General features: G+C 42.8%; 26 protein-coding genes. 19 read left to right on the forward strand and 7 right to left on the reverse strand.

The genetic code is table 11. The features are described from left to right. Nucleotides 1–185 precede the first annotated feature (185 nt). From RM544_RS16210 to RM544_RS16220, 3 genes are all read left to right on the forward strand, one after another. Nucleotides 186–644, forward strand: a complete 459-nt coding sequence (locus RM544_RS16210; protein ID WP_311362857.1) for a ZapG family protein — start codon at nucleotides 186–188, stop codon at nucleotides 642–644. Nucleotides 645–717: 73 nt separating this feature from the next. Beyond that, a complete protein-coding gene (locus RM544_RS16215) occupies nucleotides 718–2,088 on the forward strand; it encodes a DegQ family serine endoprotease (protein ID WP_311362858.1) in 1,371 nt (456 codons plus the stop codon). A 171-nt stretch (nucleotides 2,089–2,259) separates the two neighbouring features. Continuing rightward, nucleotides 2,260–3,333, forward strand: coding sequence for a trypsin-like peptidase domain-containing protein (locus RM544_RS16220; protein WP_311362859.1), 1,074 nt, complete (start codon nucleotides 2,260–2,262; stop codon nucleotides 3,331–3,333). 25 nt (nucleotides 3,334–3,358) lie between these two features. Here RM544_RS16220 and murA read toward each other — a convergent pair whose 3' ends face one another. The 7 genes from murA to mlaF form a co-directional block, all read right to left on the reverse strand. Further along, the gene (gene murA / locus RM544_RS16225) at nucleotides 3,359–4,621 is read right to left on the reverse strand and encodes a UDP-N-acetylglucosamine 1-carboxyvinyltransferase (protein WP_311362860.1); all 1,263 of its coding nucleotides are present in this window, start codon (nucleotides 4,619–4,621) and stop codon (nucleotides 3,359–3,361) included. Between the two features lie 82 nt (nucleotides 4,622–4,703). Beyond that, nucleotides 4,704–4,955 carry a BolA family protein gene (locus RM544_RS16230; protein ID WP_311362861.1) on the reverse strand — a complete coding sequence of 84 codons (252 nt, stop codon included), beginning with the start codon at nucleotides 4,953–4,955 and terminating at the stop codon, nucleotides 4,704–4,706. Between the two features lie 12 nt (nucleotides 4,956–4,967). Then, on the reverse strand, nucleotides 4,968–5,282 hold the full coding sequence (locus RM544_RS16235) for an STAS domain-containing protein (protein ID WP_311362862.1): 315 nt from the start codon (nucleotides 5,280–5,282) through the stop codon (nucleotides 4,968–4,970). Between the two features lie 8 nt (nucleotides 5,283–5,290). Then, nucleotides 5,291–5,905, reverse strand: coding sequence for an ABC transporter substrate-binding protein (locus RM544_RS16240; protein ID WP_311362930.1), 615 nt, complete (start codon nucleotides 5,903–5,905; stop codon nucleotides 5,291–5,293). 73 nt (nucleotides 5,906–5,978) lie between these two features. Further along, a complete protein-coding gene (gene mlaD, locus RM544_RS16245; RefSeq protein ID WP_311362863.1) occupies nucleotides 5,979–6,467 on the reverse strand; it encodes an outer membrane lipid asymmetry maintenance protein MlaD in 489 nt (162 codons plus the stop codon). A gap of 8 nt (nucleotides 6,468–6,475) precedes the next feature. Then, a complete protein-coding gene (gene mlaE, locus RM544_RS16250) occupies nucleotides 6,476–7,252 on the reverse strand; it encodes a lipid asymmetry maintenance ABC transporter permease subunit MlaE (RefSeq protein ID WP_311362864.1) in 777 nt (258 codons plus the stop codon). Further along, nucleotides 7,249–8,052 (reverse strand): phospholipid ABC transporter ATP-binding protein MlaF, encoded by an 804-nt coding sequence (mlaF, locus tag RM544_RS16255; RefSeq protein WP_311362865.1) that lies wholly within the window; start codon nucleotides 8,050–8,052, stop codon nucleotides 7,249–7,251. Before mlaF ends, mlaE begins: the two co-directional genes overlap by 4 nt. A gap of 538 nt (nucleotides 8,053–8,590) precedes the next feature. Here mlaF and RM544_RS16260 point away from each other — a divergent pair. The 16 genes from RM544_RS16260 (at nucleotide 8,591) to RM544_RS16335 (ending at nucleotide 21,766) form a co-directional block, all read left to right on the forward strand. Further along, entirely contained in the window at nucleotides 8,591–9,547 is a 957-nt protein-coding gene (locus RM544_RS16260; protein ID WP_311362866.1) for a calcium/sodium antiporter, read from the forward strand. Between the two features lie 92 nt (nucleotides 9,548–9,639). Next, the gene (locus RM544_RS16265; protein ID WP_311362867.1) at nucleotides 9,640–10,602 is read left to right on the forward strand and encodes a KpsF/GutQ family sugar-phosphate isomerase; all 963 of its coding nucleotides are present in this window, start codon (nucleotides 9,640–9,642) and stop codon (nucleotides 10,600–10,602) included. Then, the gene (gene kdsC / locus RM544_RS16270) at nucleotides 10,602–11,156 is read left to right on the forward strand and encodes a 3-deoxy-manno-octulosonate-8-phosphatase KdsC (RefSeq protein ID WP_311362868.1); all 555 of its coding nucleotides are present in this window, start codon (nucleotides 10,602–10,604) and stop codon (nucleotides 11,154–11,156) included. The genes RM544_RS16265 and kdsC overlap by 1 nt, the downstream gene beginning before the upstream one ends. Further along, nucleotides 11,153–11,716 carry an LPS export ABC transporter periplasmic protein LptC gene (lptC, locus tag RM544_RS16275; protein ID WP_311362869.1) on the forward strand — a complete coding sequence of 188 codons (564 nt, stop codon included), beginning with the start codon at nucleotides 11,153–11,155 and terminating at the stop codon, nucleotides 11,714–11,716. Before kdsC ends, lptC begins: the two co-directional genes overlap by 4 nt. Beyond that, the gene (gene lptA / locus RM544_RS16280) at nucleotides 11,685–12,263 is read left to right on the forward strand and encodes a lipopolysaccharide transport periplasmic protein LptA (RefSeq protein ID WP_311362870.1); all 579 of its coding nucleotides are present in this window, start codon (nucleotides 11,685–11,687) and stop codon (nucleotides 12,261–12,263) included. The genes lptC and lptA overlap by 32 nt, the downstream gene beginning before the upstream one ends. Next, a complete protein-coding gene (gene lptB, locus RM544_RS16285) occupies nucleotides 12,263–12,988 on the forward strand; it encodes an LPS export ABC transporter ATP-binding protein (RefSeq protein WP_311362871.1) in 726 nt (241 codons plus the stop codon). The genes lptA and lptB overlap by 1 nt, the downstream gene beginning before the upstream one ends. Before the next feature lie 62 nt (nucleotides 12,989–13,050). Further along, nucleotides 13,051–14,538, forward strand: coding sequence for an RNA polymerase factor sigma-54 (locus RM544_RS16290; protein WP_311362872.1), 1,488 nt, complete (start codon nucleotides 13,051–13,053; stop codon nucleotides 14,536–14,538). A 24-nt stretch (nucleotides 14,539–14,562) separates the two neighbouring features. Next, entirely contained in the window at nucleotides 14,563–14,850 is a 288-nt protein-coding gene (gene hpf, locus RM544_RS16295; protein WP_311362873.1) for a ribosome hibernation promoting factor, read from the forward strand. A gap of 16 nt (nucleotides 14,851–14,866) precedes the next feature. After that, the gene (gene ptsN, locus RM544_RS16300; RefSeq protein ID WP_311362874.1) at nucleotides 14,867–15,310 is read left to right on the forward strand and encodes a PTS IIA-like nitrogen regulatory protein PtsN; all 444 of its coding nucleotides are present in this window, start codon (nucleotides 14,867–14,869) and stop codon (nucleotides 15,308–15,310) included. 27 nt (nucleotides 15,311–15,337) lie between these two features. Next, entirely contained in the window at nucleotides 15,338–16,234 is an 897-nt protein-coding gene (rapZ, locus tag RM544_RS16305; protein ID WP_311362875.1) for an RNase adapter RapZ, read from the forward strand. Beyond that, complete coding sequence (locus tag RM544_RS16310; RefSeq protein ID WP_311362876.1) at nucleotides 16,231–16,503, forward strand: HPr family phosphocarrier protein; 273 nt, start codon at nucleotides 16,231–16,233, stop codon at nucleotides 16,501–16,503. The genes rapZ and RM544_RS16310 overlap by 4 nt, the downstream gene beginning before the upstream one ends. 144 nt (nucleotides 16,504–16,647) lie before the next feature. Continuing rightward, entirely contained in the window at nucleotides 16,648–18,006 is a 1,359-nt protein-coding gene (gene mgtE, locus RM544_RS16315; protein WP_311362877.1) for a magnesium transporter, read from the forward strand. Between the two features lie 27 nt (nucleotides 18,007–18,033). Further along, entirely contained in the window at nucleotides 18,034–19,842 is a 1,809-nt protein-coding gene (locus tag RM544_RS16320; RefSeq protein ID WP_311362878.1) for an ATP-binding protein, read from the forward strand. Nucleotides 19,843–19,925: 83 nt separating this feature from the next. Next, nucleotides 19,926–20,657: a helix-turn-helix domain-containing protein gene (locus tag RM544_RS16325; RefSeq protein WP_311362879.1), complete on the forward strand. Its 732-nt coding sequence runs from the start codon at nucleotides 19,926–19,928 to the stop codon at nucleotides 20,655–20,657. Between the two features lie 23 nt (nucleotides 20,658–20,680). Continuing rightward, a complete protein-coding gene (locus RM544_RS16330) occupies nucleotides 20,681–21,049 on the forward strand; it encodes a YacL family protein (RefSeq protein WP_311362880.1) in 369 nt (122 codons plus the stop codon). A gap of 51 nt (nucleotides 21,050–21,100) precedes the next feature. Further along, on the forward strand, nucleotides 21,101–21,766 hold the full coding sequence (locus RM544_RS16335) for a pseudouridine synthase (protein WP_311362881.1): 666 nt from the start codon (nucleotides 21,101–21,103) through the stop codon (nucleotides 21,764–21,766). The last annotated feature ends 125 nt before the right edge of the window (nucleotides 21,767–21,891 follow it).

Raw genomic sequence — 21,891 nt, forward strand, 5'->3', positions numbered from 1 at the left:
TGATGACACACCGTAATGAGTATCGCTTTAATCCCTGTGTCTAAGAAGTGAGGTAGTATACAGCGCTTGTGACAGCTTGAAAATCGAGATTAAAGTCTAATAACAATTTATTACCAATAAGCGCTTGCATGGATGAGTTGAATGTTTGATCATGCAAGGGAAGCAATCCTCAAGTTGGAGTTATCATGGAAATCGGCACCTTAGCCATCGGCATCATTATCGGTTTAGTTATTGGGGGCGCATTAGGCGCTGTGCTGTTTAAAAGCTTATCGGCTTCTTCAGAGAAAAAGCTTGGGCACAATGAACAAGAATTAAAAGCATTATTGGCTTTACAAGCCAGGCAGCATTTGGATTTAAGCCGTAACGCGCTGAATGAAATACAAAGTAAAACGGCTGAGCTAGCACGTCAACTTAATGACTATGAAGAATCATTGACTCAAGCGACGACAAGTAACGAAGATACAAAAGATACATTCTTTGGTGAACATGCAAGCTTGTTTCTACGTAACAATCTACAAAGCAACAAACATGATATTGCACTTGCTCAACCTGACGCTCAACCGAGAGACTTTGCAAATAGTGGTTCAGGCGTATTTGTCGGCGTTGAGGCCGAGGTAGAAAAAGAGAATAAATCACAAGCCTAGTGAACTAAAATCTCATTTCACTAGTCTTTGTAAGGTATTCAGTTAACTAATCATTATTGGAGTATCGAGATTAATGAAAGCAATTTTTCGTCAAATAGCTGTATGTATAACCGTAGGTTCCCTTGCATTGGGCGCTGCGACATCAGCATCAGCTTCTATCCCTTTCTTCTCTAGCAGTAAAGATGAGGTGCCGTCTCTGGCACCTATGATCGAGCGCACCTCTCCAGCCGTTGTCAGTATTGCCGTTGAAGGTACGCAAGTCACTCGTCGTCAAGTCCCAGAAATGTTTAGGGAGTTTTTCGGTGCGCCCGACGAACAAGTGAGCGAGAGACCCTTCAGAGGGATGGGCTCTGGCGTCATTATCAATGCAGCAGAAGGTTATGTAGTAACAAATAATCATGTTGTCGATAATGCTGATGAGATTATTGTCAAACTTACTGACGGAAGAGAATTTACAGCCAAGAAACTCGGCGCTGATAAACAAAGCGATATCGCTCTACTTAAAATTGAAGCAGATGACCTGTCTGAAGTTGCCTTGGCAAATTCTGATCAACTTCGTGTGGGTGACTTTGTAGTCGCTATTGGTAACCCCTTTGGCCTGGGTCAAACAGTGACATCAGGCATTGTGAGTGCGCTAGGTCGTTCTGGCTTGAATATTGGTGGTTTAGAGGATTTCATTCAGACCGACGCTGCTATAAACCGAGGAAACTCTGGCGGTGCACTCGTCAACTTAAATGGCGAACTGGTTGGCATTAATACGGCGATTTTCGGACCAAATGGTGGCAATGTCGGTATAGGATTCGCCATCCCAAGCAATATGATGAAAAGCTTAGTCAATCAGATCGTTGAATTTGGCGAAGTGCGCCGTGGCTTACTTGGTATTCTGGGTAGAGACGTTGACGCAGGTATCGCAGAAGCGATGCGCTCCAAGAGTAATAAAGGTGCATTTATTGAGGAAGTTGTGGCTGAATCTGCAGCTGCTAAAGCAGGCCTAAGTGCTGGCGATATCATTACTGAAATTAATGGCAACACACTTTCTAGTTTTGATGAGCTAAGAGCAAAAGTCGGAAGCATGGGTGCTGGTGCAGAAGTTGATTTAACCATCGTTCGCGATGGCGAAGAACAAGTGGTCGAAGTCACTCTTGGCGATGCTGGTATTACACCAGAGGTTGCGAAAGAAATGCACCCCGCATTTGAAGGTAGTGAACTCAATAATGGCCAAGATAATGCCGGCAATGCAGGTGTTGTTGTCACTAATGTAGAGGTACGTTCTCCAGCAGCCCGCATTGGTTTAAAGGATGACGACGTGATCATCGGTTTAAATCGCCAACGAGTAAACAATGTTGCTGACTTACGTCGCCTTATTGAGGCCAACGAAGGCAATGTTATGGCCTTAAATGTGAAACGAGGTAGTTCTACAATCTACGTTGTTATCCGACAGTAATCGTCATATAAATCGTAAAGGAGGTAGGTGCATACATGGGCTTACCTCCTTTTTTCATGGTTATTTCGAATAAAAACCGTTACTTAAGCTCCCCACCTAATCATTATTGGCTATATTAAGCGCATTTTGTTTGTTATTATTCGCGCATTCAAACACGTAAACCAGTGAATCATGTCAACATTGCAACGCTTTTTCATCGCGCTATTAAAACCTATTATTCTTGGGTTAACAGTTGCCGCTATTTTGTTGATTTTCATTCCTGAGTTTAGACAAGGTAGCGGCTTAAATGTGAAGTGGTTGAAGACCTCTGACAAAGCCCCAGAACGTGTTACCTACTATGAAGCTATTAGTCGTAGCGCACCCGCCGTTGTCAATATATACAGTGTCAGTATAGATAATCGAAACTCCATTTTCCGTAATCGTCCTAGCGAACGAACAAACCGCGGCTCTGGCGTAATCATGAATGAAGAAGGTTACTTGCTGACTTGTTATCATGTTATTAGAGAAGCCGATACCATTTACGTTCTGATACAAGACGGCAGGTCACTCGAAGCTCAAATTATCGGTTACGATACAATTACAGATTTAGCGGTGCTGAAAGTAGATGCCGATGACTTGCATGTCATGCCTCAGATACCAAAAACAGATGTTCGCGTTGGCGATGTGGTTATGGCTATCGGTAACCCTTTAGATTTGGGTCAAACAATTACGCAAGGAATCGTCAGTCGCACAGACCGCACTAACAATTTAGCTAACTATTTCGGTTTTATCCAAACAGATGCGGTGCTCAACCCTGGCAGCTCAGGTGGCGCCTTAATCGATAGTAATGGCTACTTAATGGGTATTACAAATGCAGAGTTTAAACGTATTGATAGAAACAGTCGCACGATTACTGAAGTAGATGGTGTTAATTTCGCAGTTCCCTATGAGCTAGCAAAACGCGTCATGGATGAAATCATCGTTTCAGGCACAGTCACCAGAGGCGAATTAGGATTCTCAGGAAATGTAGAACTTGGTAGTTCAGGTATGACTGTCACGCAAGTTGTTAGCGGGGGGCCTGCAGATCAAGCAGGCTTGCGTGTGGATGATGTCGTATTGTCCGTCAACGGAATTGCATTGAGTAATGCCAGTAAAGCCTTGGAGTTTGTCTCTGAAACAATGCCAGGTACTCAGCTTCAATTAGAAGTGAGTAGGAACAACCAAATCATCATTATGACCGTGACGGTTGGCGCCCTAGCTTCTTAAGCAAGCGGCGCTGTCTGTAGAAATATTATTCCGAAACCCGCTTAATATTAGCGCCTAAGCCACTTAGCTTATGCTCTATTGCTTCGTAACCACGGTCTAAGTGATATATCCTATTAACCGTTGTTTCACCTTCAGCAACTAAACCCGCAATAACTAGGCTAGCCGAGGCTCTTAAGTCAGTCGCCATAACTTGTGCACCGGTTAGTTGAGAATTACCTTTCGATAAAGCACTATTGCCCTCTAATTCAATATGAGCCCCCATCCTTTGGAGTTCAGGCACATGCATAAAGCGATTTTCAAAGATAGTTTCTGTGATCACGCCCGACCCTTCTGCTACCGAGTTGAGTGTCATAAACTGGGCCTGCATATCTGTTGGAAAACCTGGGTGAGGCACTGTCTTTAATTTCACCGCTTTGGGTGCCCGACCTTCCATATCCAACTCAATCCAGTCTTCGCCTACTTTAATGCTCGCACCAGCTTGTTCTAACTTGCTTAATACGGCGTCTAAAGTAGCTGGCGCTGCATGTTCACATCTCACACTGCCACGACTGACTGCTGCAGCGACCAAGAATGTGCCGGTTTCAATTCTGTCAGGTAGCACTGAATAGTGACAGCCTTGTAGATGTTTAACACCGGTAATTTTAATGCTGTCATTGCCCGCCCCTTCGATTTTAGCGCCCATGCTGTTTAGACAATTAGCTAGATCGACAATCTCAGGTTCTCTTGCTGCGTTTTCTAAAATTGTTTCACCATCAGCAAGCGATGCAGCCATCATTAAGTTTTCAGTTGCACCGACACTTACCATGTCCATGAATATGCGTGCGCCTCTTAAACGACCATCGACTTCCGCGCGAATATAGCCTTCTTCAACCTCAATTTTAGCGCCCATCTTTTCAAGGCCTGATAGATGAAGATTGACAGGTCTGGCACCTATCGCACAGCCGCCTGGCAACGATACATTTGCTTTACCATGTTTAGCCAATAGTGGACCTAAGACCAAAATAGATGCGCGCATCGTGCGCACTAGGTCATACGAAGCAGTAACACTATTTAATTGGCTAGCATCAATTTCAACATGATTTTTGGCTACTTGGTTGACGCTTGCACCGAAATCTTTTAACAAGAGCAAAGTCGTATTAATATCTCGTAAAGCGGGAACGTTCTCAAATGAGCAAGTAGAATCAGCAAGTAGACTTGCGATCAACAAAGGTAGTGCGGCGTTTTTAGCGCCTGATATAGTGACCGAACCTGATAATGGCGGGCTTTTCTTGATGACCAACTTGTCCACGGGTACTCTCTTATTCGTTTTTCTTATTAATATTATTAGTGCTTTTGATTACTTTTATACAGCGAGTTATCACTAATCAAAGTTAAGAGTGGAACATCTTTTCGCGCTTCCACTGCTCAGTTGTAAAGGTTTTAATCGTGATTGCATGCATTGTGCCGTCTGCTATTTTGTCGGACAGCGGCTTATAAATCAGTTGCTGTTTCTTTACGCGGGTCATGGTATCAAATCGGTCATCGACCGCAATGATCTGATAATGAGAGCCTTCGCTTTTCACTTTTACATCATTTAGCGAAAGTTCGCCTTTCAATAGATCCGCAATTTCTTCGTTTGTCATTCTATTCTCTGTTTACTCTATTAACTGTTCAGCGTTGCTTAACTTCGCCAACTCTATCAGCTTCGCAGGGGAGTTTTGAATGGTAACATCAACGCCGTGTTGTTTTAAATCTCGTTTCAAATTAATTAGCCAAGCGAGTCCAGCACTGTCGCCTCTGACCACGTCAGCAAGGTCAACTCGCAGCTTGCTCGCTTTTTGTAGACGCGCTTTATCTTTAGATGATGCCATCAACCAATAATCTTTGCTGAGCGTTAATTGATCAATATCGCCGCTGATGATTAAGCTAAGGTTTTGTGTTTCTTCACATGTCTGTAGATTTGCTTGCATTTGATGTTTTACTTTTCTTCAAGAACGATCGGTTGCTCAATACTTTCACGCATCAACTCAATCACTCGATCGATACCGTCCTGTCTCAACACCGACTCAAACTCGCTGCGCTTACTGGACAATAAACTGATGCCTTCAGCAACCATATCATAAGCTTGCCATTCGTTTGACTTTCTATCTTTGCGCACCTTGAAAGCCACTTTGATGTCAGGTCTCTCATCGTCTTTAATAACCGCACGAACAGTTACATCAGAACGCCCGTCAAAATCGATAGCTGGCGCAAATTCAACGAATTGATCATCATAGTAACCCAATGCTACTGCATAGCTGGTAATTAAGTATTCACGAAAAACTGATACAAACTCAAGAAGCTTTTCTCTCGGTACCTTTTGAGCGTATTTGCCCAAAACCTTGAAGGCTGAAAAACGGTAGTCGATATAAGGTAGCAACTCTTCTTCCATCACTTTACGCAAGAGTTCAGGGTCTTGCTTAATCGCATCCTTCTCTTTTTTCATGCGTTCAAAAGTTAAACCAGCCACTTCTTGGATCATTAAGTAGGGGTCGTCTTGCTTTGCCGCATGGGCACTAGATGCTGTCAATATGACCATCATCGCAGTCAACATTGTTAATAAGTACTTAAAACGACTATATGTTTTCACTTTCACACTCTTCCCCTTCTGCACACTGCGAGATTAATTATTCTGAATCTTTACCAAATAAGAATTGACCAATCAGGTCTTCCAATACCAAGGCTGATTTGGTATCTACGATAAACTGCGTTTCACCCTCTTTATCACCGAGGTAAATCGGATCTTCACCTGGGAAAATAAAGCCTGGTGTTAGACCCACATACTGCTCACCAAGTAAACCAGCGGTTAAAATGGATACCGAACTCGTTTCTGGAAAGGTCTGTGCATATTCGTCAGATATTTCCATTACGACAACAGGAATGAGCTCTTGTTCATCTAAATAGATACGAGAGACTCTGCCCACCACAACGCCACCGACTTTTACCGATGAGCGCGGTTTCAAACCACCAATGTTGTCAAACTTTGCATTGACGACATATGCTTCACCGCCTCCGCTCATTCCCTTATTGGCTACTTGTAATGCTAAAAGTAATGTTGCGGCTATCGCCAAGGCAACGAAAATACCTACCATTAATTCTGTTTTCTTGCTTGTCATCTCAATTCCTAATTAATTCCAAACATCAGTGCTGTTAGCACAAAATCTAATCCCAACACTGCGAGTGATGAAAACACCACAGTTTCGGTTGTTGCTTTGCTTATTCCTTCAGAAGTAGGAATTGCGTCATAGCCTTTGTAAAGAGCTATCCACACCACGACCAAAGCAAACACAATACTTTTTATTACGCCATTTATAACGTCTTTGTCCCATTCGACCGTGGCTTGCATTATTGACCAGTAGCTACCTGAATCAACGCCTAACCAATCTACCCCAACCAAATGACCGCCAAGAATACCAACGGCGCTGAATATTAGCGCGAGCAAGGGCATTGAAATAACACCCGCCCAAAAACGAGGACTGATTATACGGCGGAGCGGGTCAACAGCCATCATTTCCAAACTACTGAGCTGCTCGGTTGCTTTCATCAAGCCTATTTCAGCAGTCAGTGCCGAGCCTGCTCGCCCAGCAAATAGCAAGGCCGTCACAACCGGACCTAACTCTCTTAACAATGACAGAGCGACCATGGGGCCGAGACTGCCTTCGGCGCCATAATTGACCAAAATAGTGTAGCCCTGCAACGCCATTACCATGCCGATAAACAAACCAGATACAATAATAATTAACAAGCTTTGCACGCCAACGACGTATATTTGCTGAATAATCAAAGGAATGTTTTTCAATCGAGGTAAGGCAAACAAGCCACCCCAAAGCATCAACGAGGCATTTCCTATCGCACTCAAGCGGGATAAGGTTCCTGCCCCTAAATTGATTAGCCAATTCATTCCTTGCCTCCTAGGAAAGATGTTTCCATTGACTCAGAAGGGAAATGAAATGGGACAGGCCCATCGGCATTACCTTGTAAAAACTGCTGCACCAGCTCTGATTTAGATTCACGGATTTCGGAAGGCGTACCAGCACCAATTATCCGTTTATCAGCAAGAATATAGGCGTAATCTGCGATAGAAAGCACCTCATTGACGTCGTGAGTAACCACAATGCTAGTCAACCCCAAGGCAGAATTTAATTCTTTAATCAGCTTCACCAATACGCCCATTGAAATAGGATCTTGGCCTGCGAAAGGTTCGTCGTACATGATGAGTTCTGGATCGAGTGCGATAGCTCTTGCCAACGCCGCTCTTCTAGCCATACCGCCAGATAGCTCGCTAGGCATCAAATGTGCAGCGCCTCGCAAGCCAACGGCTTCTAATTTTAATAATACGATTGTCTCGATGATTGCCTCGGAGAGCTTGGTGTGTTCTCGGAGAGGAAATGCAACGTTGTCAAACACCGATATATTTGTAAACAGAGCACCGCTTTGAAATAGCATGCTCATTTTTCTGCGCACGTCATATAATCGTTTGCGGCTCATCTGATGAATATTTTCATCTTGAAACAACACTTCACCGCTTTCCGGGGTCAATTGGCCTCCGATCAACTTCAAAAGAGTCGTTTTACCAATACCACTAGGTCCCATGACCGCGGTAATTGCACCCTTTTGCACCTGCATCGAGATGCTATCGTAGATAACACGTTCGCCGCGCTCAAAATGCATTTTGTTAATATCAACTAAAATGTCTGACATTCTGTGTTCTTTATTCCTATTTTGTCTTGCATCTTAGCTGCATCCTTACATCGCTCTTACCGAGCTTTACGTTGTACAGAACACACAGCATGCATATAAAAATTGTATTAATTTTGCTGTTAACTACACTTTAACTGAGCAACCCACTTAAGGATTCGCTGATACCCTAGTAAAGACGAGTAATAGCGCTAAAAAGTTCATAAAATGAAGATTAACAAAGTTTAATGACTCTAAGCTGAACAAGACCATCAATTTCGACATTTTCTTCACATAAAAGGCTTTTATTTTCAAATTTCCCTAAGGAATCTTGAAAAACCTGCGATGTAGCCCTAAATTATAGCGTAATAAGGACAGCTATGTGGTTATAATTTTCGGTTTTTCAAGGCGATTAATAGTATTTATTCGTAACAAAATTTATAAATTGTAATGAAAACTTACAAAAAGTAGCCAAAGCCCATTTTGTTTTAGACATTTTAGTGTCAAATGGCCCTACTTTTTGCGACAATAGAAAAACTACTTAGAAGAGACTACTTACTCAGTGTTAATACAAATTGTTATATTTTTAATAGGCTTAGCAGTACTAAGTTGGAGTGCTGACAAGTTTGTTTACGGTGCCTCAGCATTAGCCAAGAACTTCGGCGTGTCGCCAATGATGATTGGTTTGACGATTGTCGCGATGGGCTCTAGCGCACCAGAAATTGTTGTTTCAGCCACTGCCTCGATTAATGGTAATCCCAACACTGCGGTAGGGAACGCCTTAGGCTCTAATATTACAAACATTGCTTTGGTTTTGGGCATTACAGCGCTTATTAAGCCTCTGCTTGTATCTTCTACCACGCTCAAGCGTGAACTCCCCGTCTTATTGCTAGTCACATTATTTGCTGTGTACTTTCTATCCGACAGTTATTTAAGCCCTGTTGAAGGCATTATCTTAATCACCATGTTTGTCATTGTATTAGGCGGAATGGCTTGGCTATCGTTTAAAGTCGATAAGAACGATCCTCTGATTGCTGAAACAGAAGACGAGATTCCAAATAACGTTCCGACAGTCAATGCGGTAACGTGGGTGATTGTTGGCTTAGTCATGTTGCCCCTTAGTGCGCACTTTTTAGTAGAAAGTGCCGTGTTTATTGCGCGCCATTTTGGTGTGAGTGATTTGGTTATTGGTCTCACCATCATTGCTTTAGGAACGAGCTTACCAGAACTTGCTGCAAGTATTGCCGGTGTGAGAAAGGGTGAAGATGATTTAGCCTTAGGCAACATCATCGGCTCGAACATATTTAATATTTTGGCTGTTCTCGCAATGCCAGGCTTGATAGCACCTGGGCTATTGGATGCCGACGCTTCAAGTCGAGACTCCTACGTTATGCTTGGCCTAACGATATTGTTATTTGTATTTTGCTTTAATCTGCGTGGTACACGACAGATCAATCGCTATGAAGGCGGTATTTTTGTGCTAGCGTTTTTAGCGTATCAATACTGGCTTTTCGCATAAAGTAACAGTTTAAACAGAATCTTGTGTTGTTCATGCCAGATTCAGGCATCGGTATTTATAGTCCTAAATAGGACAAAAGAAACGAGAAGATAATGAGCTTTTTGCAAACCGCAAATAAAGTATTCGAAAATGAAATTGCCGCTTTGACGCGCTTGCAAGGCCGACTCGACGAAAAATTTAATCAAGCTTGTGAGCTTATGTTGCATTGCGACGGAAAAGTCGTCGTCTGTGGTATGGGCAAATCGGGCCATATCGGTAACAAGATAGCAGCAACACTAGCTAGCACCGGGACTCCTTCATTCTTCATGCATCCAGGTGAAGCCAACCATGGCGATTTGGGTATGCTGGCCTCTGGCGATGTATTTATCGGTATTTCTAACTCTGGCGAAACGCAAGAACTCACCAGTCTACTTCCCGTCATCAAACGCAAAGGCATCCCGACGATTGCCATTACGAATAATGATGCCAGCTCACTTGCAAAGCATGCTGACGTCGCTCTCAACATACAAGTCACCAAAGAGGCTTGTTCTCTTGGTTTAGCACCAACCACAAGCACTACCTCAACCTTAGTACTTGGCGATGCACTGGCAGTTGCCTTACTCGAAGCTAAAGGGTTTACCGCTGACGACTTTGCCCTCTCTCATCCTGGAGGCTCTTTAGGCAAACGTTTGTTGCTAACAGTTGACGATATAATGGCACGAGATGACGAATTGCCTATCGTCTTAGAAACTGCCTCGGTCACCGAAGCGCTATTCGAGATATCTAACAAAGGCTTGGGGATGACTGGCGTTGTAGATGCTCAACAACAATTATTGGGTGTATTCACTGATGGTGACTTACGCAGAGCCTTAGATAAACATATCGACATTCATCACTCAATAGTTACTGAAGTAATGACCAAAGGCAGTATTACGATTGAACAGCATAAGTTAGCGGTGGATGCATTAAACGTTATGCAGCAACATAAAATCAATGCCTTGTTCGTTGTTGATGCTGACAGACACCCCGTGGGCGCGATTAAAATGCACACCTTGTTAAAAGCCGGAGTGGTGTAATGGCTAAAGTAAATACATTGTACGGACAGATAGACCAAAGCCTCATGAACAAATTTGCCAACATCAGGCTACTCGTATGTGACGTGGATGGTGTTTTCTCTGATGGTACGATTTTGTTGGGCAATCAAGGTGAAGAGCTAAAAGCATTTAACACCAAAGACGGATATGGCATCAAAGCACTCTCTAAAGTGGGTGTCGATGTAGCCGTAATTACTGGGCGGCAGTCGCAAATTGTTGCGAACCGTATGCAAGCCTTGAATGTGAAACACATTATGCAGAATCGGGAAGATAAGCAAGTCGCGATTAAGGAGTTGATTCGTGATTATGGATATACGAATTCTCAAATTGCGAGTGTCGGCGATGACATGCCCGACACAGGTATGTTTTTAGAAAGTGAAATTGGCATCGCAGTTGCTGATGCCCATCCAATGGTGAAGCAAAAGGCAACTTTTTGTACCAGCTTAGACGGTGGGCGTGGTGCTGTTCGTGAAATTTGTGATTTAATATTACAAGCAAAAGGAAAGCTGGAAGAAATCCATGGGGCTAGTGTATGAATCGACTAGCGCTCAGTATCATCCTTATTTTCAGTGCCGCACTTGCGCTGTACGTACCCATTTGGATGGAAGAAGAAGAACAAGTTGAGGTGAGCGATAAAGACGCGGCACTCGTGCCTAACTATCAGGCCCTAAATTTACGCAGTAAAATATTTGATAAAGATGGTCAGCTCACTCATCAAGTCAGTGCCGCAAAAATGGAACACTATGACCTACTTGAATATGTAAACTTTGAGCAGCCTGAATACACTATCTACTTAGCCGAGACCGGCGAGAGTTGGCAACTTGTCGCAAGTGAAGGAACGTTTTATGACAACAATCGACTAGAGCTTGCCTCGGATGTTGTGATCAGTAGTCAACAAACTAACGACTACATACAAACCATTTCTACTGACTACATTTCTTTTAGTTTAGACACTCAAGAATTGTCTTCAGATCAACCAGTCGCTATATCTGGTTCGAATTTTACGATTAATAGTATTGGGTTTAGCGCAAATCTAGAAACCCAACAATACGAGTTAAAAAAACATGTTGAAACTGAATACTTACCTACTCGCTAGTTGCTTAACGCTAGGTTTAGCGTTTTCGAGCACAGCGCAGGAAATCATTCAAAAGAGTGATTTTGAGCAACCCATTAGACTTGAGTCTGAAAATACCTTTGCCGATAGTAAAGAGAAAGTGCTGTTTTACGAGGGTAACGTCAAGATTACTCAAGGTAGCTTAAAAATTAGCGCCGATAAAATGGAAGTGATAGGCACCAATGGGGCTGGGCGTGAAATTTTTATTGCCACCGGCAAACCTGCTTCTTATATCCAACAATTGGCCGACGGCAGCATGGTCGAAGCCCGTGCGAATGAAATCAAATACATTAAAGCTGACCGCACCATTTCTTTGAAAGGCAATGCACAACTTCTGCAGAATGCCTTTACGATTGAAGGTGATTCAATTATTTTTGATATGCAAAAAGAACAGGTGCTGGCCAACACAAATGAGAAAAGTAACACGCCTACCGTGACAATTTTCAGTCCAGATACGATTCAGAAAACCAAAGACACCTTGAAAAATAAAGCAGAAGACGCAGATAAGAAGCAAGAGGACGATCAATAGTGAGTAAACTCGTTGCCAATCATCTCGCCAAGTCATACAAAGCTAGGCAAGTCGTTAGAGACGTCAGTATTGAGGTATCCACAGGCCAAATCGTTGGCTTGTTAGGCCCCAATGGCGCCGGTAAAACCACTACTTTTTACATGATCGTTGGGCTCGTACCTATCGATAAAGGTGAAATTTTCATTGATCAGCTAGATTTATCAATTCAGCCCATGCATGAGAGAGCAAGACACGGTATCGGTTATTTACCGCAAGAAGCTTCGATTTTCCGGAAACTAACGGTATATGAAAATCTAATGGCTATTTTGCAAACGAGAAAAGAACTCACAAAAGACCAGCGCGAGCAACAAGCCGATGATTTAATGGATGAATTTAATGTGAATCATATTCGAAACAATCTTGGGATGAGTTTGTCAGGCGGGGAGCGGCGTAGAGTCGAGATCGCGCGAGCTTTAGCAGCAAATCCTAAATTTATTTTGCTCGATGAACCCTTCGCCGGTGTTGACCCAATTTCTGTTAATGATATAAAGAAGATAATACAACAATTAAAAGAACGTGATATTGGTGTATTAATAACTGACCACAATGTTCGAGAAACCCTCGATGTTTGTGAACAAGCGTATATAGTAAGTCATGGCGAACTAATCGCCTCAGGCAGTGCTGAGGAAGTTCTCAGTAACCAAAAAGTGCGAGATGTTTATCTCGGTGAACAATTTGTCTTATAGGTATTCCGTATCATGTTTAGAATTCGGCACGTCTCGCCGTTAACATTAGGTCAAGGGCATCAATGAAGCCTTCATTGCAGTTAAAATTCAGTCAACAACTTACGATGACGCCTCAGTTGCAGCAGGCGATCAAGCTATTACAGTTATCTACGCTAGACCTGCAACAAGAAATCCAAGAAGCGCTTGACTCAAATCCCTTATTGGAAATTGATGAAAGTGAACACAATAATGACAAGCAGTCAGAAGAGAATAGTGCAAACGATAGAGAGCAAGCTGATTCTAGCGACCTCAATTCGGCAAATTCTGACAACATCGATAGTCATGACGCCTTAGAAAACAATCAACTCACTGATGATTTACCGATCGACAGTTCATGGGAAGAATACCTCAGTTCGTCTTCTGCACCAGCAACGATGACAGGTGGCTCAAGCCCCGACGACGACTACGTCTTTCAAGGTGAGACCTCAGAAAATATCCAAGACCACTTAATCTGGCAGATGGAATTAACGCCCTTCTCTGATATTGACCGTTCTATCGCTATCGCAATTATCGACAGTATCGACGAATCAGGCTATTTAACCGTCAGTTGCGAAGACATTTTGGATAGCTTACAAAACGAAGAGATTGAGCTTGATGAAGTGGAATGTGTTTTAAAACGCATTCAAATGTTTGACCCTATTGGCTCTGGGTCCCGCTCACCTCAAGAATGCTTGCTGGTGCAACTCAATCAGTTTGCTCCCGACACACCTTGGGTCGCTGAAACTAAACATTTGCTAAGCGAACACAGTGATTTACTAAGTAGTAAAGACTACCGCACTTTAATGCGTAAAACGAAGTTGAAAGAAGACCAACTGCGTGAAGTGATGCGTCTGCTACAAACACTCAATCCCCGTCCTGGGAGTGAGATAGCAACCAAAGAGCCGGAATATGTCATTCCAGATGTCACTGTGCTCAAGAAAAACGGTCGCTGGGTTGTTGAATTAAATAATGATTCACTGCCGCCATTAGTGGTTAATCAAGAGTATGCGGCCTTAAGTAAAAGTACAAAAAATTCGAACGATTCCCAATTTATTAAGTCTCATTTACAAGAGGCGAAATGGTTTATCAAAAGTTTAGAAAGCCGCAACGAAACACTCCTAAAGGTGTCTCATTGTATTGTGCAGCAACAAATGGGCTTTTTTGAACACGGCCCAGAAATGATGAAACCGATGGTACTAAATGACGTAGCTGAAATGGTGGATATGCACGAATCGACTATATCTCGAGTTACCACACAAAAGTATATGCACACGCCACGTGGCATTTATGAGTTAAAGTACTTTTTCTCTAGCCATGTTTCTACTGAGTCTGGAGGAGAGTGTTCATCTACTGCGATAAGAGCATTAATTAAGAAGTTAGTGGCTGCAGAGTTACCTAGCAAGCCATTAAGTGATAGCAAGATTGCGCAATTGTTAGCTGATCAAGGTATTCAAGTTGCACGGCGGACAATTGCGAAATATCGAGAGTCTCTCTCGATTCCCCCGTCGAACCAAAGAAAAAGTCTTTTATAAGACGACATTAGAGGACGTAACATTATGCAAATTAATCTAACAGGTCACCACGTAGATATTACAGATTCACTCAGAGCATATGTCGATACTAAGTTTGAGAAGTTAGAACGACACTTCGACCATATCAGCAACGTACACGTGGTGTTAAACGTCGAAAAGCTGAGCCAAAAAGCAGAAGCTACTGTGCATTTAAAGGGTGACGTTGTTCACGCAAATGCCGAGCATAATGACATGTATGCAGCCATTGATGGCCTTATCGATAAACTAGACAGACAGGTTATTAAACACAAGGAAAAACTAAAGCGACACTAGTTGCTTAAGAGTTAATATGATCATATCTGATATCATTTCTTTAGACCGCACTGAATGTGCGGTCGATTGTCACAGTAAAAAAAGAATTTTCGAAGTCATCAGCGAGATTGCGGCCAGAGAAAACCCATCATTAGCACTTGGCGATATACTCGCGAGTATAGTGAGCCGAGAAAAAATGGGCAGCACAGGTATTGGAAATGGCATTGCCATTCCTCATGGCCGTATCGACGGCATAGACGATATCGTAGCTGTTGTCGTCACGAGTGAAGAACCTATCGACTTTGACGCTATAGACGACAGACCCGTTGATATTTTCTTTGCACTATTAGTACCATCAGAGCAAACAGAAGAGCATCTTCAGACACTTTCTTCTATTGCACAAAAACTCAGTGATAAAGAAATCGTGAAAACGATTAGAAAAGCCACAAGTAAAGACCAAATAATCGCAGCGCTAGCATAACCAAAACCTAGAATAAGGGGCTCATCATTGAATCTAATCATCATTAGCGGACGCTCCGGTTCAGGCAAATCAATAGCATTGCGCGCCCTAGAAGACTTGGGCTACTACTGCGTAGACAATATTCCGGTCAGCTTACTCCCCACGCTAACGCATACCTTGGCCGATGAGAATGAAAAAGTAGCCGTTAGCATCGACGTACGAAACATTCCCAAAATGGCTAACGAAGTGTCTGAAATTGTCGACTTCTTACCAGATATTTGGGAAGTGACTATTTTATATCTGGATGCAAGTGACGATGTACTTATCAAACGCTATAGTGAGACGCGCCGCTTACATCCCTTGTTCAAACTGAACAAATCATTGTCGGAATCGATTGAGGCTGAGCGTGAAATCCTCGTGCCAGTATCAGAAAAAGCAGACTTGCATATCAATACCGATAATTTATCGCTACATGAGCTCTCTGAACTCATTAGAGAGCGCGTATTAGGGAAGAAGAGCACTAACCTCGTTATCGTCTTTGAGTCCTTTGGTTTTAAATACGGTATACCAAAAGATGCTGATTATGTGTTTGATGCCCGTTTTCTGCCCAACCCGCACTGGGAACCCGATCTTAAACCTCTGACTGGCTTAGATGGCCCTGTACAAGTATTCCTTGGCGGCCAACCTCTAGTGACCAAGTTCATTTGGCAAATCCAAAATCTTATTAGTACTTGGTTACCGCATTTAGAGCGTAATAATCGAAGTTACGTGACTGTTGCGATCGGCTGTACTGGTGGCCAACATCGCTCAGTTTTTGTGGCCGAGTCATTGTGTAGCAGTTTCCGTTCTAGCCACGGTGACGTGCAAGTGAGACACCGCGAGTTGAAAATCATTAAAGCGCTTGAAAATAAGCCTGAAGATGGCGACGAGGCTACTCGGCTATGACTCTTGAAAAACAACTTACCATCGTTAACAAGCTAGGTTTACACGCCAGAGCTGCAACACAGTTAGCCAAGCTTGCCAATCAGTTTGAATCCTCTATCACCCTTCATCAAGGCGATAAAGAAGCGTTTGCCAATAGTGTTTTAGCCTTGATGATGCTTGAAAGCAGTCAAGGCAAACAGGTTCTGCTGCGTTGCGATGGTCCAGACGCACAAGAAGCCATGGATGCTATCGCTAGCCTTATCGTAAACCGCTTTAACGAAGATGAATAAATTTCAATAAAATCAATAAGACAGATAACACTAATGAAAACTAGTGTTATACTTAGCGCATATTCGACCAAACTTAACATAGACAGTCCTGTATAGAGTGGCAACTCAGCCTCAATCTCTTTACAAAGACGACGAAAGGGTCTTATGGCGGAAACAGTAGAATCAAGCAACGTACAAAGTCAACTGGACTCGATTAGCCAATCACTAAGCGACGGTACCTTTGTGCAAGTCAGAAAACTACTGCATGATTTGCCATCCAGTGACGTTGCTTTACTACTTGAGTCCAGCCCCCTAAAAACGCGTAAAGAACTCTGGGAGCTATTAGACGCTGATTTTCATGGTGAAGTCCTCGAAGAATTATCAGAAGATGTCAGAAACGGTATTATCTCGAAGATGGTGCCATCAAGCGTTGTTGATGCGCTTGAAGACATGGATACCGATGACTTAGCTGAAACATTAAGTACCCTGCCCGATACTGTCCTGCAAAGCATCCTCAAGTCAATGGATGCGCAAGATAGACAACGTGCCGAGAAAGCACTCTCATACGGTGAGGATACCGCCGGCTTTATCATGAATACCGATACCATCACTTTGCGTCCTGACGTAACCGTTGATGTTGTATTACGTTACTTACGTTTAAAAGGTGAACTGCCAGAAAATACAGATACGCTTTATGTTGTTAATCGCCATGACAACCTCATCGGTACAGTGCTTGCTACAAAGCTACTGACCTCACCGCCTGAGGTCAGCGTTAGCGAAATCATGAATGAAGAAGCTGAAACCATTCCCGTTAACATGAGTGACAGCGAGGTCGCTAGCATGTTTGAAAGATACGATTGGCTTTCTGCACCTGTCATTGACGAGAATAAAACCTTAGTTGGTCGTATCACAATTGATGACGTGGTTGATATTATTCGTGAAGATGCGGAACACAGCATGATGAGTATGGCGGGCCTAGATGATGAAGAGGATACCTTTGCGCCAGTAGGCCAAAGTACAAAGCGACGCTCTATCTGGCTGGGAGTAAACCTTGTAACAGCGTTGTTAGCTGCGGCCGTGAGCGATTTGTTTGAGGCGACTTTGAGTCAATTAGCCGTGCTCGCTATCTTAAACACAATTGTGCCAAGTATGGGTGGTGTTGCTGGTAATCAAACGCTAACACTGGTTATTCGTGGTATGGCGCTAGGCCATGTTAGTGGTAGTAACTCGGTTTGGCTGGTCAGAAAAGAATTAGCGATAGGCTTTTTGAACGGTATTATCTGGGCGACCTTGATCGCCTCTGTTATCGCTATTTGGAAACAAGATTTCATGTTAGGCGGGGTTATCGCGTTCGCCATGATGATGAACATGATTGCTGCTGGTTTAGCCGGTGCAACACTGCCGATCATTATGAAACGGTTTAAGATTGATCCAGCCCTCGCTGGCAGTGTTATATTGACTACGATCACGGATGTGGTCGGAATATTTGCTTTTTTAGGTACAGCTACTTTATTCTTACTTTAGTTTAGGACTATTTAACTTGGAAGTTCAGTGAAGCCAGTTCGCTTGGAAACAAGCCCTTCTCCAACCTTACTCTATTTATTGCTAGCAATCATCACTGTGGTCAGCGTTATTCTGGCCTTAGTTCAACAAAATTATCTTCTTCTTATTATTGGTTTTTTCGGATTATTATCTGCTATCGCATTACGCCAATTTAGCACAACCTTCTGTGACCAAAAACGCAAACCATATTGCCAAGCGCAACCCCCTATTGACGACGACAAAGCCATACTCCAGCAAATTCAAGCGGTCGTAAACAAACTGCCCGTAGGTGTGCTGTTTTATAATCAACAGCGCCAATGCGTGTTCATCAACAAATACATGGCAAGTTCTGGCTTAGTGCTCGAACACGACTTCAGTTCAACACCCGAACTAAATGAATTATTCTGCTCCACTTTTCTAGCAACGTTCAGTGCTCAACTGGATAATCAATCTTCAGCAAGACCAGAGTTTATCGCTTCACAAGTCTTTGAATATAAGAATAAGTTCGATCGGCAGCGGTTTGTAGAAATCAAAATATACTCCCCTAATGCCGAAGCCTCTGGTATGAATGCCTTAGGGACTGTGATTGCTAGAGATATCACTGAAGCCTATGAGTCTACAAACCAATTGACCACGCTCAACGAAGAGCTGCGTAATCAAACAGACATTGCCATCGCTCATTCTCAGGCGAAGAGCCAGTTTTTAGCAAATATGAGTCATGAAATACGCACTCCAATGAACGGTATTTTTGGTATGTTAGAGCTATTGAAAATGACTGATTTAGCGGCGCAACAAAAACAATATATTTCAACCATAGATCAGTCATCGCAAGCGCTATTGAAAATACTGAACGATATTCTTGATCTATCAAAGCTTGAGTCTGGCAAGCTTACGTTTGAGTCAGAGCGTTTTGACCTCACTTTAATGGTTAAGCAGATTATTGATACCTACAATAAAAGCGCTGAAGACAAAAAACTCAAGTTGATAAGTACTTTGTCGAATGATTTGCCTCGTCATTTGATTGGTGATGAATTTCGCATTACACAGATTTTGAATAACTTTGTTTCAAACGCAATCAAGTTTACTGAGATCGGTAAAATTGAAATTGAGCTACGCTTAGTTGAACGTGATGACACAAACGCGATCATTGAATTCAGCGTGCAAGATAGTGGTCTGGGACTCAGCCCTGAACAACAATCCCGTATCTTCAATAGCTTTGAGCAAGCTGACAATTCAACAACGAGAGAGTTCGGCGGTACCGGGCTTGGATTAAGTATTTCCCGAGATCTAATTAAAAGAATGCATGGCCAGCTAGATGTAGACTCTGAGCTTGGAAAAGGCAGTCGTTTTTGGTTTCGCTTACCTTTAATGGTCTGCAACGAAACGGGCCAAATAGAACCATCCGAACTTAGTCACAAAAGCCAGAGTATCACTAGCCTACAGGGCAAAAACATCTTGATTGTAGACGACAATGAAATTAATCGCGCAGTTGCCGCGAGTATGCTTGAGCAGCATCGGGCGAAAACCTTTCAAGTTGATAACGGGAAAAAAGCGATAGAGTTAAATAAAAGTTTTACTTTCGACCTTATTTTAATGGATTATCAAATGCCGATCATGGATGGTATACAAGCGAGCAAAGCCCTTCGCGAAAATGGTCTTACCCTTCCAATAATAGCGATGACTGCTGCAGGTTTTAATGAAGATATTGAGGCTTATTTTGAGGCTGGAATGGATGGTGTAATCATTAAGCCCTTCCAATCAGATCAGCTTGTAAACGAAGTAGTTAAACACTTATCGATGAACAATCAGGAAACATGACTAAAAGCCAAGTACCAACTACATTGCGAGTTTGATTAAAATGAGCGACTATAATAATTAAGTATGAATACTCCTGAGAACATATGAGTCAAAAGTCGGCCTTAATAACCACCCTCAAGCGTTTGTTAAAACAACGAGGCATAACTTACAAAGAAGTCGCTTCGTCACTGCAGTTGTCGGAAGCCTCTGTTAAGCGCTTATTTTCAAAACAAGACTTTTCACTTCAACGCTTAGATGACATGTGTAAGTTACTCGATATTGAAATTTCAGATTTAAGTGACGAGATGCTAAAAGCGCAAAGCTTGACCAGTGAACTGAGCGTGGAACAAGAGTCCTTTCTGGTCTCAGATATTCGATTATTAATGCTTGCACAGTTGTTGATGGACCATTGGACCTGCGATCAGATCCTTCAGGTATATGACTTTGAGGCACTTGAGTTAGTCCAGTATCTGGCTAGCCTCGACAAACTCAAGATCATCGATCTTTATCCAAATAATAGAGTGAAGCTGAAAATTAGTCGTGATTTCTCTTGGCTAAAAGGTGGACCAATAGAAAAGTTCTTCAAGCAACATGTTCAGTCTGATTTTCTGAATAGTCACTTTAATGGACCTGGAGAAATCCGTATTTTCCAAACTGGGCTGCTCAGTAAGGCTTCGCATGCTGAACTAAGCAGGAAAATAAAACACTTATCGCTTGCGTTTGAAGATGCTCAACGCAGCGATGAAGCCGTCGAGTTCGACGATAAGTATGGCACCAGTATGGTTATCGCAATGCGACCTTGGAAGTTAGCGGTGTTTGAACAATTTAGGCGCTAGGGCCTAAGTGGGGAGAGACAAGTATGAACTATCAATTTACGAGAGATATAGACGGTGAACCCAGAGCTGAATTCGAAATGGGCTGCGAAACCTTTAGCTTGTGGTTCAATGAAGAACTAGGAAACAATCTCAACAAGATACGAAGCGTGCTAGACGGCATAGAGCAAGTGACATCAAAAACACTAAAAGAATATAAACTAGCTGGTAACGATATTGATTTGGTCTTAGATTGCGATGAGGTCGAAGTTAGGTCGAAGACTTTAGACATTGAGCTAGATGATGAATTGCCAGAAGGAACCGAGGCTTACGATCAGGAATCAATGGCTGGATGCGGTCTTGAAGACTTTAGTAGAGTGCTTCACTCTTGGCACGACTTCGTTGTTGAAAAATAGCGTGTTAATACCGCTTGGACAATTCGTCAAACGCCTCTCTTTGGCGTGCCTGTGAAAATACCCATTGATACCTTTGTCGCGCCTAAGTGTGAGCAAAACATTAATATTTTGCGTAACGACGAACACTTCTTATTAATAAATAAACCCAGTGGCTTGCTATCATTATCAGGTAAAAATCCATTAAATAAAGATTCTGTGCATTACCGCTTAGTACAGGATTTCCCACAAGCAAAACTTGTCCATCGCCTAGACTTTGGCACATCAGGTATTATGTTGGTAGCCTTAAGTAAGCTGGCAAACAAAGATTTCACTCAGCAATTTCAAACGCATGTGATCAATAAAACCTATATTGCTATCTTGTCAGGACAATTGTCACAGAATCAAGGAGATATTACTGCCCCTATTGCCAAAGATCCCAGTCTGTTCCCTCGGTTAAAAGTGTGCTTCAATACTGGGAAGTCATGTAGATCTGATTTTGAAGTATTGGAGCGGAATATCAGCTCAACTCGCGTACGTTATAAGCCAGTCACAGGAAGAACTCATCAGTTACGGATACATAGCCAATATATGGGCCATCCTATTCTAGGGTGCGATTTATACGGAACTGAAGAAACACAGAGTCAATCAACCAGGCTACTGTTGCATGCAGAGACCATCTCATTTAAGCACCCAATTACCGGGGATACCGTAGTAGGAAAAAGTCCATGTGAATTTTAGTTATCCTTCTGCTCCCTTCCTTAGGTGTCATCTTTTTTAAAAAACGACTTGGGCAGTTGTAAGTGAAACATAAGCTGATAATTACCAGTGACCCACCTACGTCATTACCAGTGACCCACCTACGT

Source organism: Brumicola blandensis (genome assembly GCF_031846165.1).
GTDB classification, from domain to species: Bacteria; Pseudomonadota; Gammaproteobacteria; order Enterobacterales; family Alteromonadaceae; genus Glaciecola; species Glaciecola blandensis.

Bases quoted from the DNA above. Each gene is read 5' to 3' on its own strand.
- RM544_RS16210 (WP_311362857.1), top strand. From the start codon at position 186: ATGGAAATCGGCACCTTAGCCATCGGCATCATTATCGGTTTAGTTATT.
- RM544_RS16215 (WP_311362858.1), top strand. From the start codon at position 718: ATGAAAGCAATTTTTCGTCAAATAGCTGTATGTATAACCGTAGGTTCC.
- RM544_RS16220 (WP_311362859.1), top strand. From the start codon at position 2,260: ATGTCAACATTGCAACGCTTTTTCATCGCGCTATTAAAACCTATTATT.
- RM544_RS16230 (WP_311362861.1), bottom strand. From the start codon at position 4,955: ATGACAAACGAAGAAATTGCGGATCTATTGAAAGGCGAACTTTCGCTA.
- RM544_RS16235 (WP_311362862.1), bottom strand. From the start codon at position 5,282: ATGCAAGCAAATCTACAGACATGTGAAGAAACACAAAACCTTAGCTTA.
- RM544_RS16240 (WP_311362930.1), bottom strand. From the start codon at position 5,905: ATGTTGACTGCGATGATGGTCATATTGACAGCATCTAGTGCCCATGCG.
- mlaD (WP_311362863.1), bottom strand. From the start codon at position 6,467: ATGACAAGCAAGAAAACAGAATTAATGGTAGGTATTTTCGTTGCCTTG.
- mlaE (WP_311362864.1), bottom strand. From the start codon at position 7,252: ATGAATTGGCTAATCAATTTAGGGGCAGGAACCTTATCCCGCTTGAGT.
- mlaF (WP_311362865.1), bottom strand. From the start codon at position 8,052: ATGTCAGACATTTTAGTTGATATTAACAAAATGCATTTTGAGCGCGGC.
- RM544_RS16265 (WP_311362867.1), top strand. From the start codon at position 9,640: ATGAGCTTTTTGCAAACCGCAAATAAAGTATTCGAAAATGAAATTGCC.
- kdsC (WP_311362868.1), top strand. From the start codon at position 10,602: ATGGCTAAAGTAAATACATTGTACGGACAGATAGACCAAAGCCTCATG.
- lptC (WP_311362869.1), top strand. From the start codon at position 11,153: ATGAATCGACTAGCGCTCAGTATCATCCTTATTTTCAGTGCCGCACTT.
- lptA (WP_311362870.1), top strand. From the start codon at position 11,685: ATGTTGAAACTGAATACTTACCTACTCGCTAGTTGCTTAACGCTAGGT.
- RM544_RS16290 (WP_311362872.1), top strand. From the start codon at position 13,051: ATGAAGCCTTCATTGCAGTTAAAATTCAGTCAACAACTTACGATGACG.
- hpf (WP_311362873.1), top strand. From the start codon at position 14,563: ATGCAAATTAATCTAACAGGTCACCACGTAGATATTACAGATTCACTC.
- ptsN (WP_311362874.1), top strand. From the start codon at position 14,867: ATGATCATATCTGATATCATTTCTTTAGACCGCACTGAATGTGCGGTC.
- RM544_RS16310 (WP_311362876.1), top strand. From the start codon at position 16,231: ATGACTCTTGAAAAACAACTTACCATCGTTAACAAGCTAGGTTTACAC.
- mgtE (WP_311362877.1), top strand. From the start codon at position 16,648: ATGGCGGAAACAGTAGAATCAAGCAACGTACAAAGTCAACTGGACTCG.
- RM544_RS16325 (WP_311362879.1), top strand. From the start codon at position 19,926: ATGAGTCAAAAGTCGGCCTTAATAACCACCCTCAAGCGTTTGTTAAAA.
- RM544_RS16330 (WP_311362880.1), top strand. From the start codon at position 20,681: ATGAACTATCAATTTACGAGAGATATAGACGGTGAACCCAGAGCTGAA.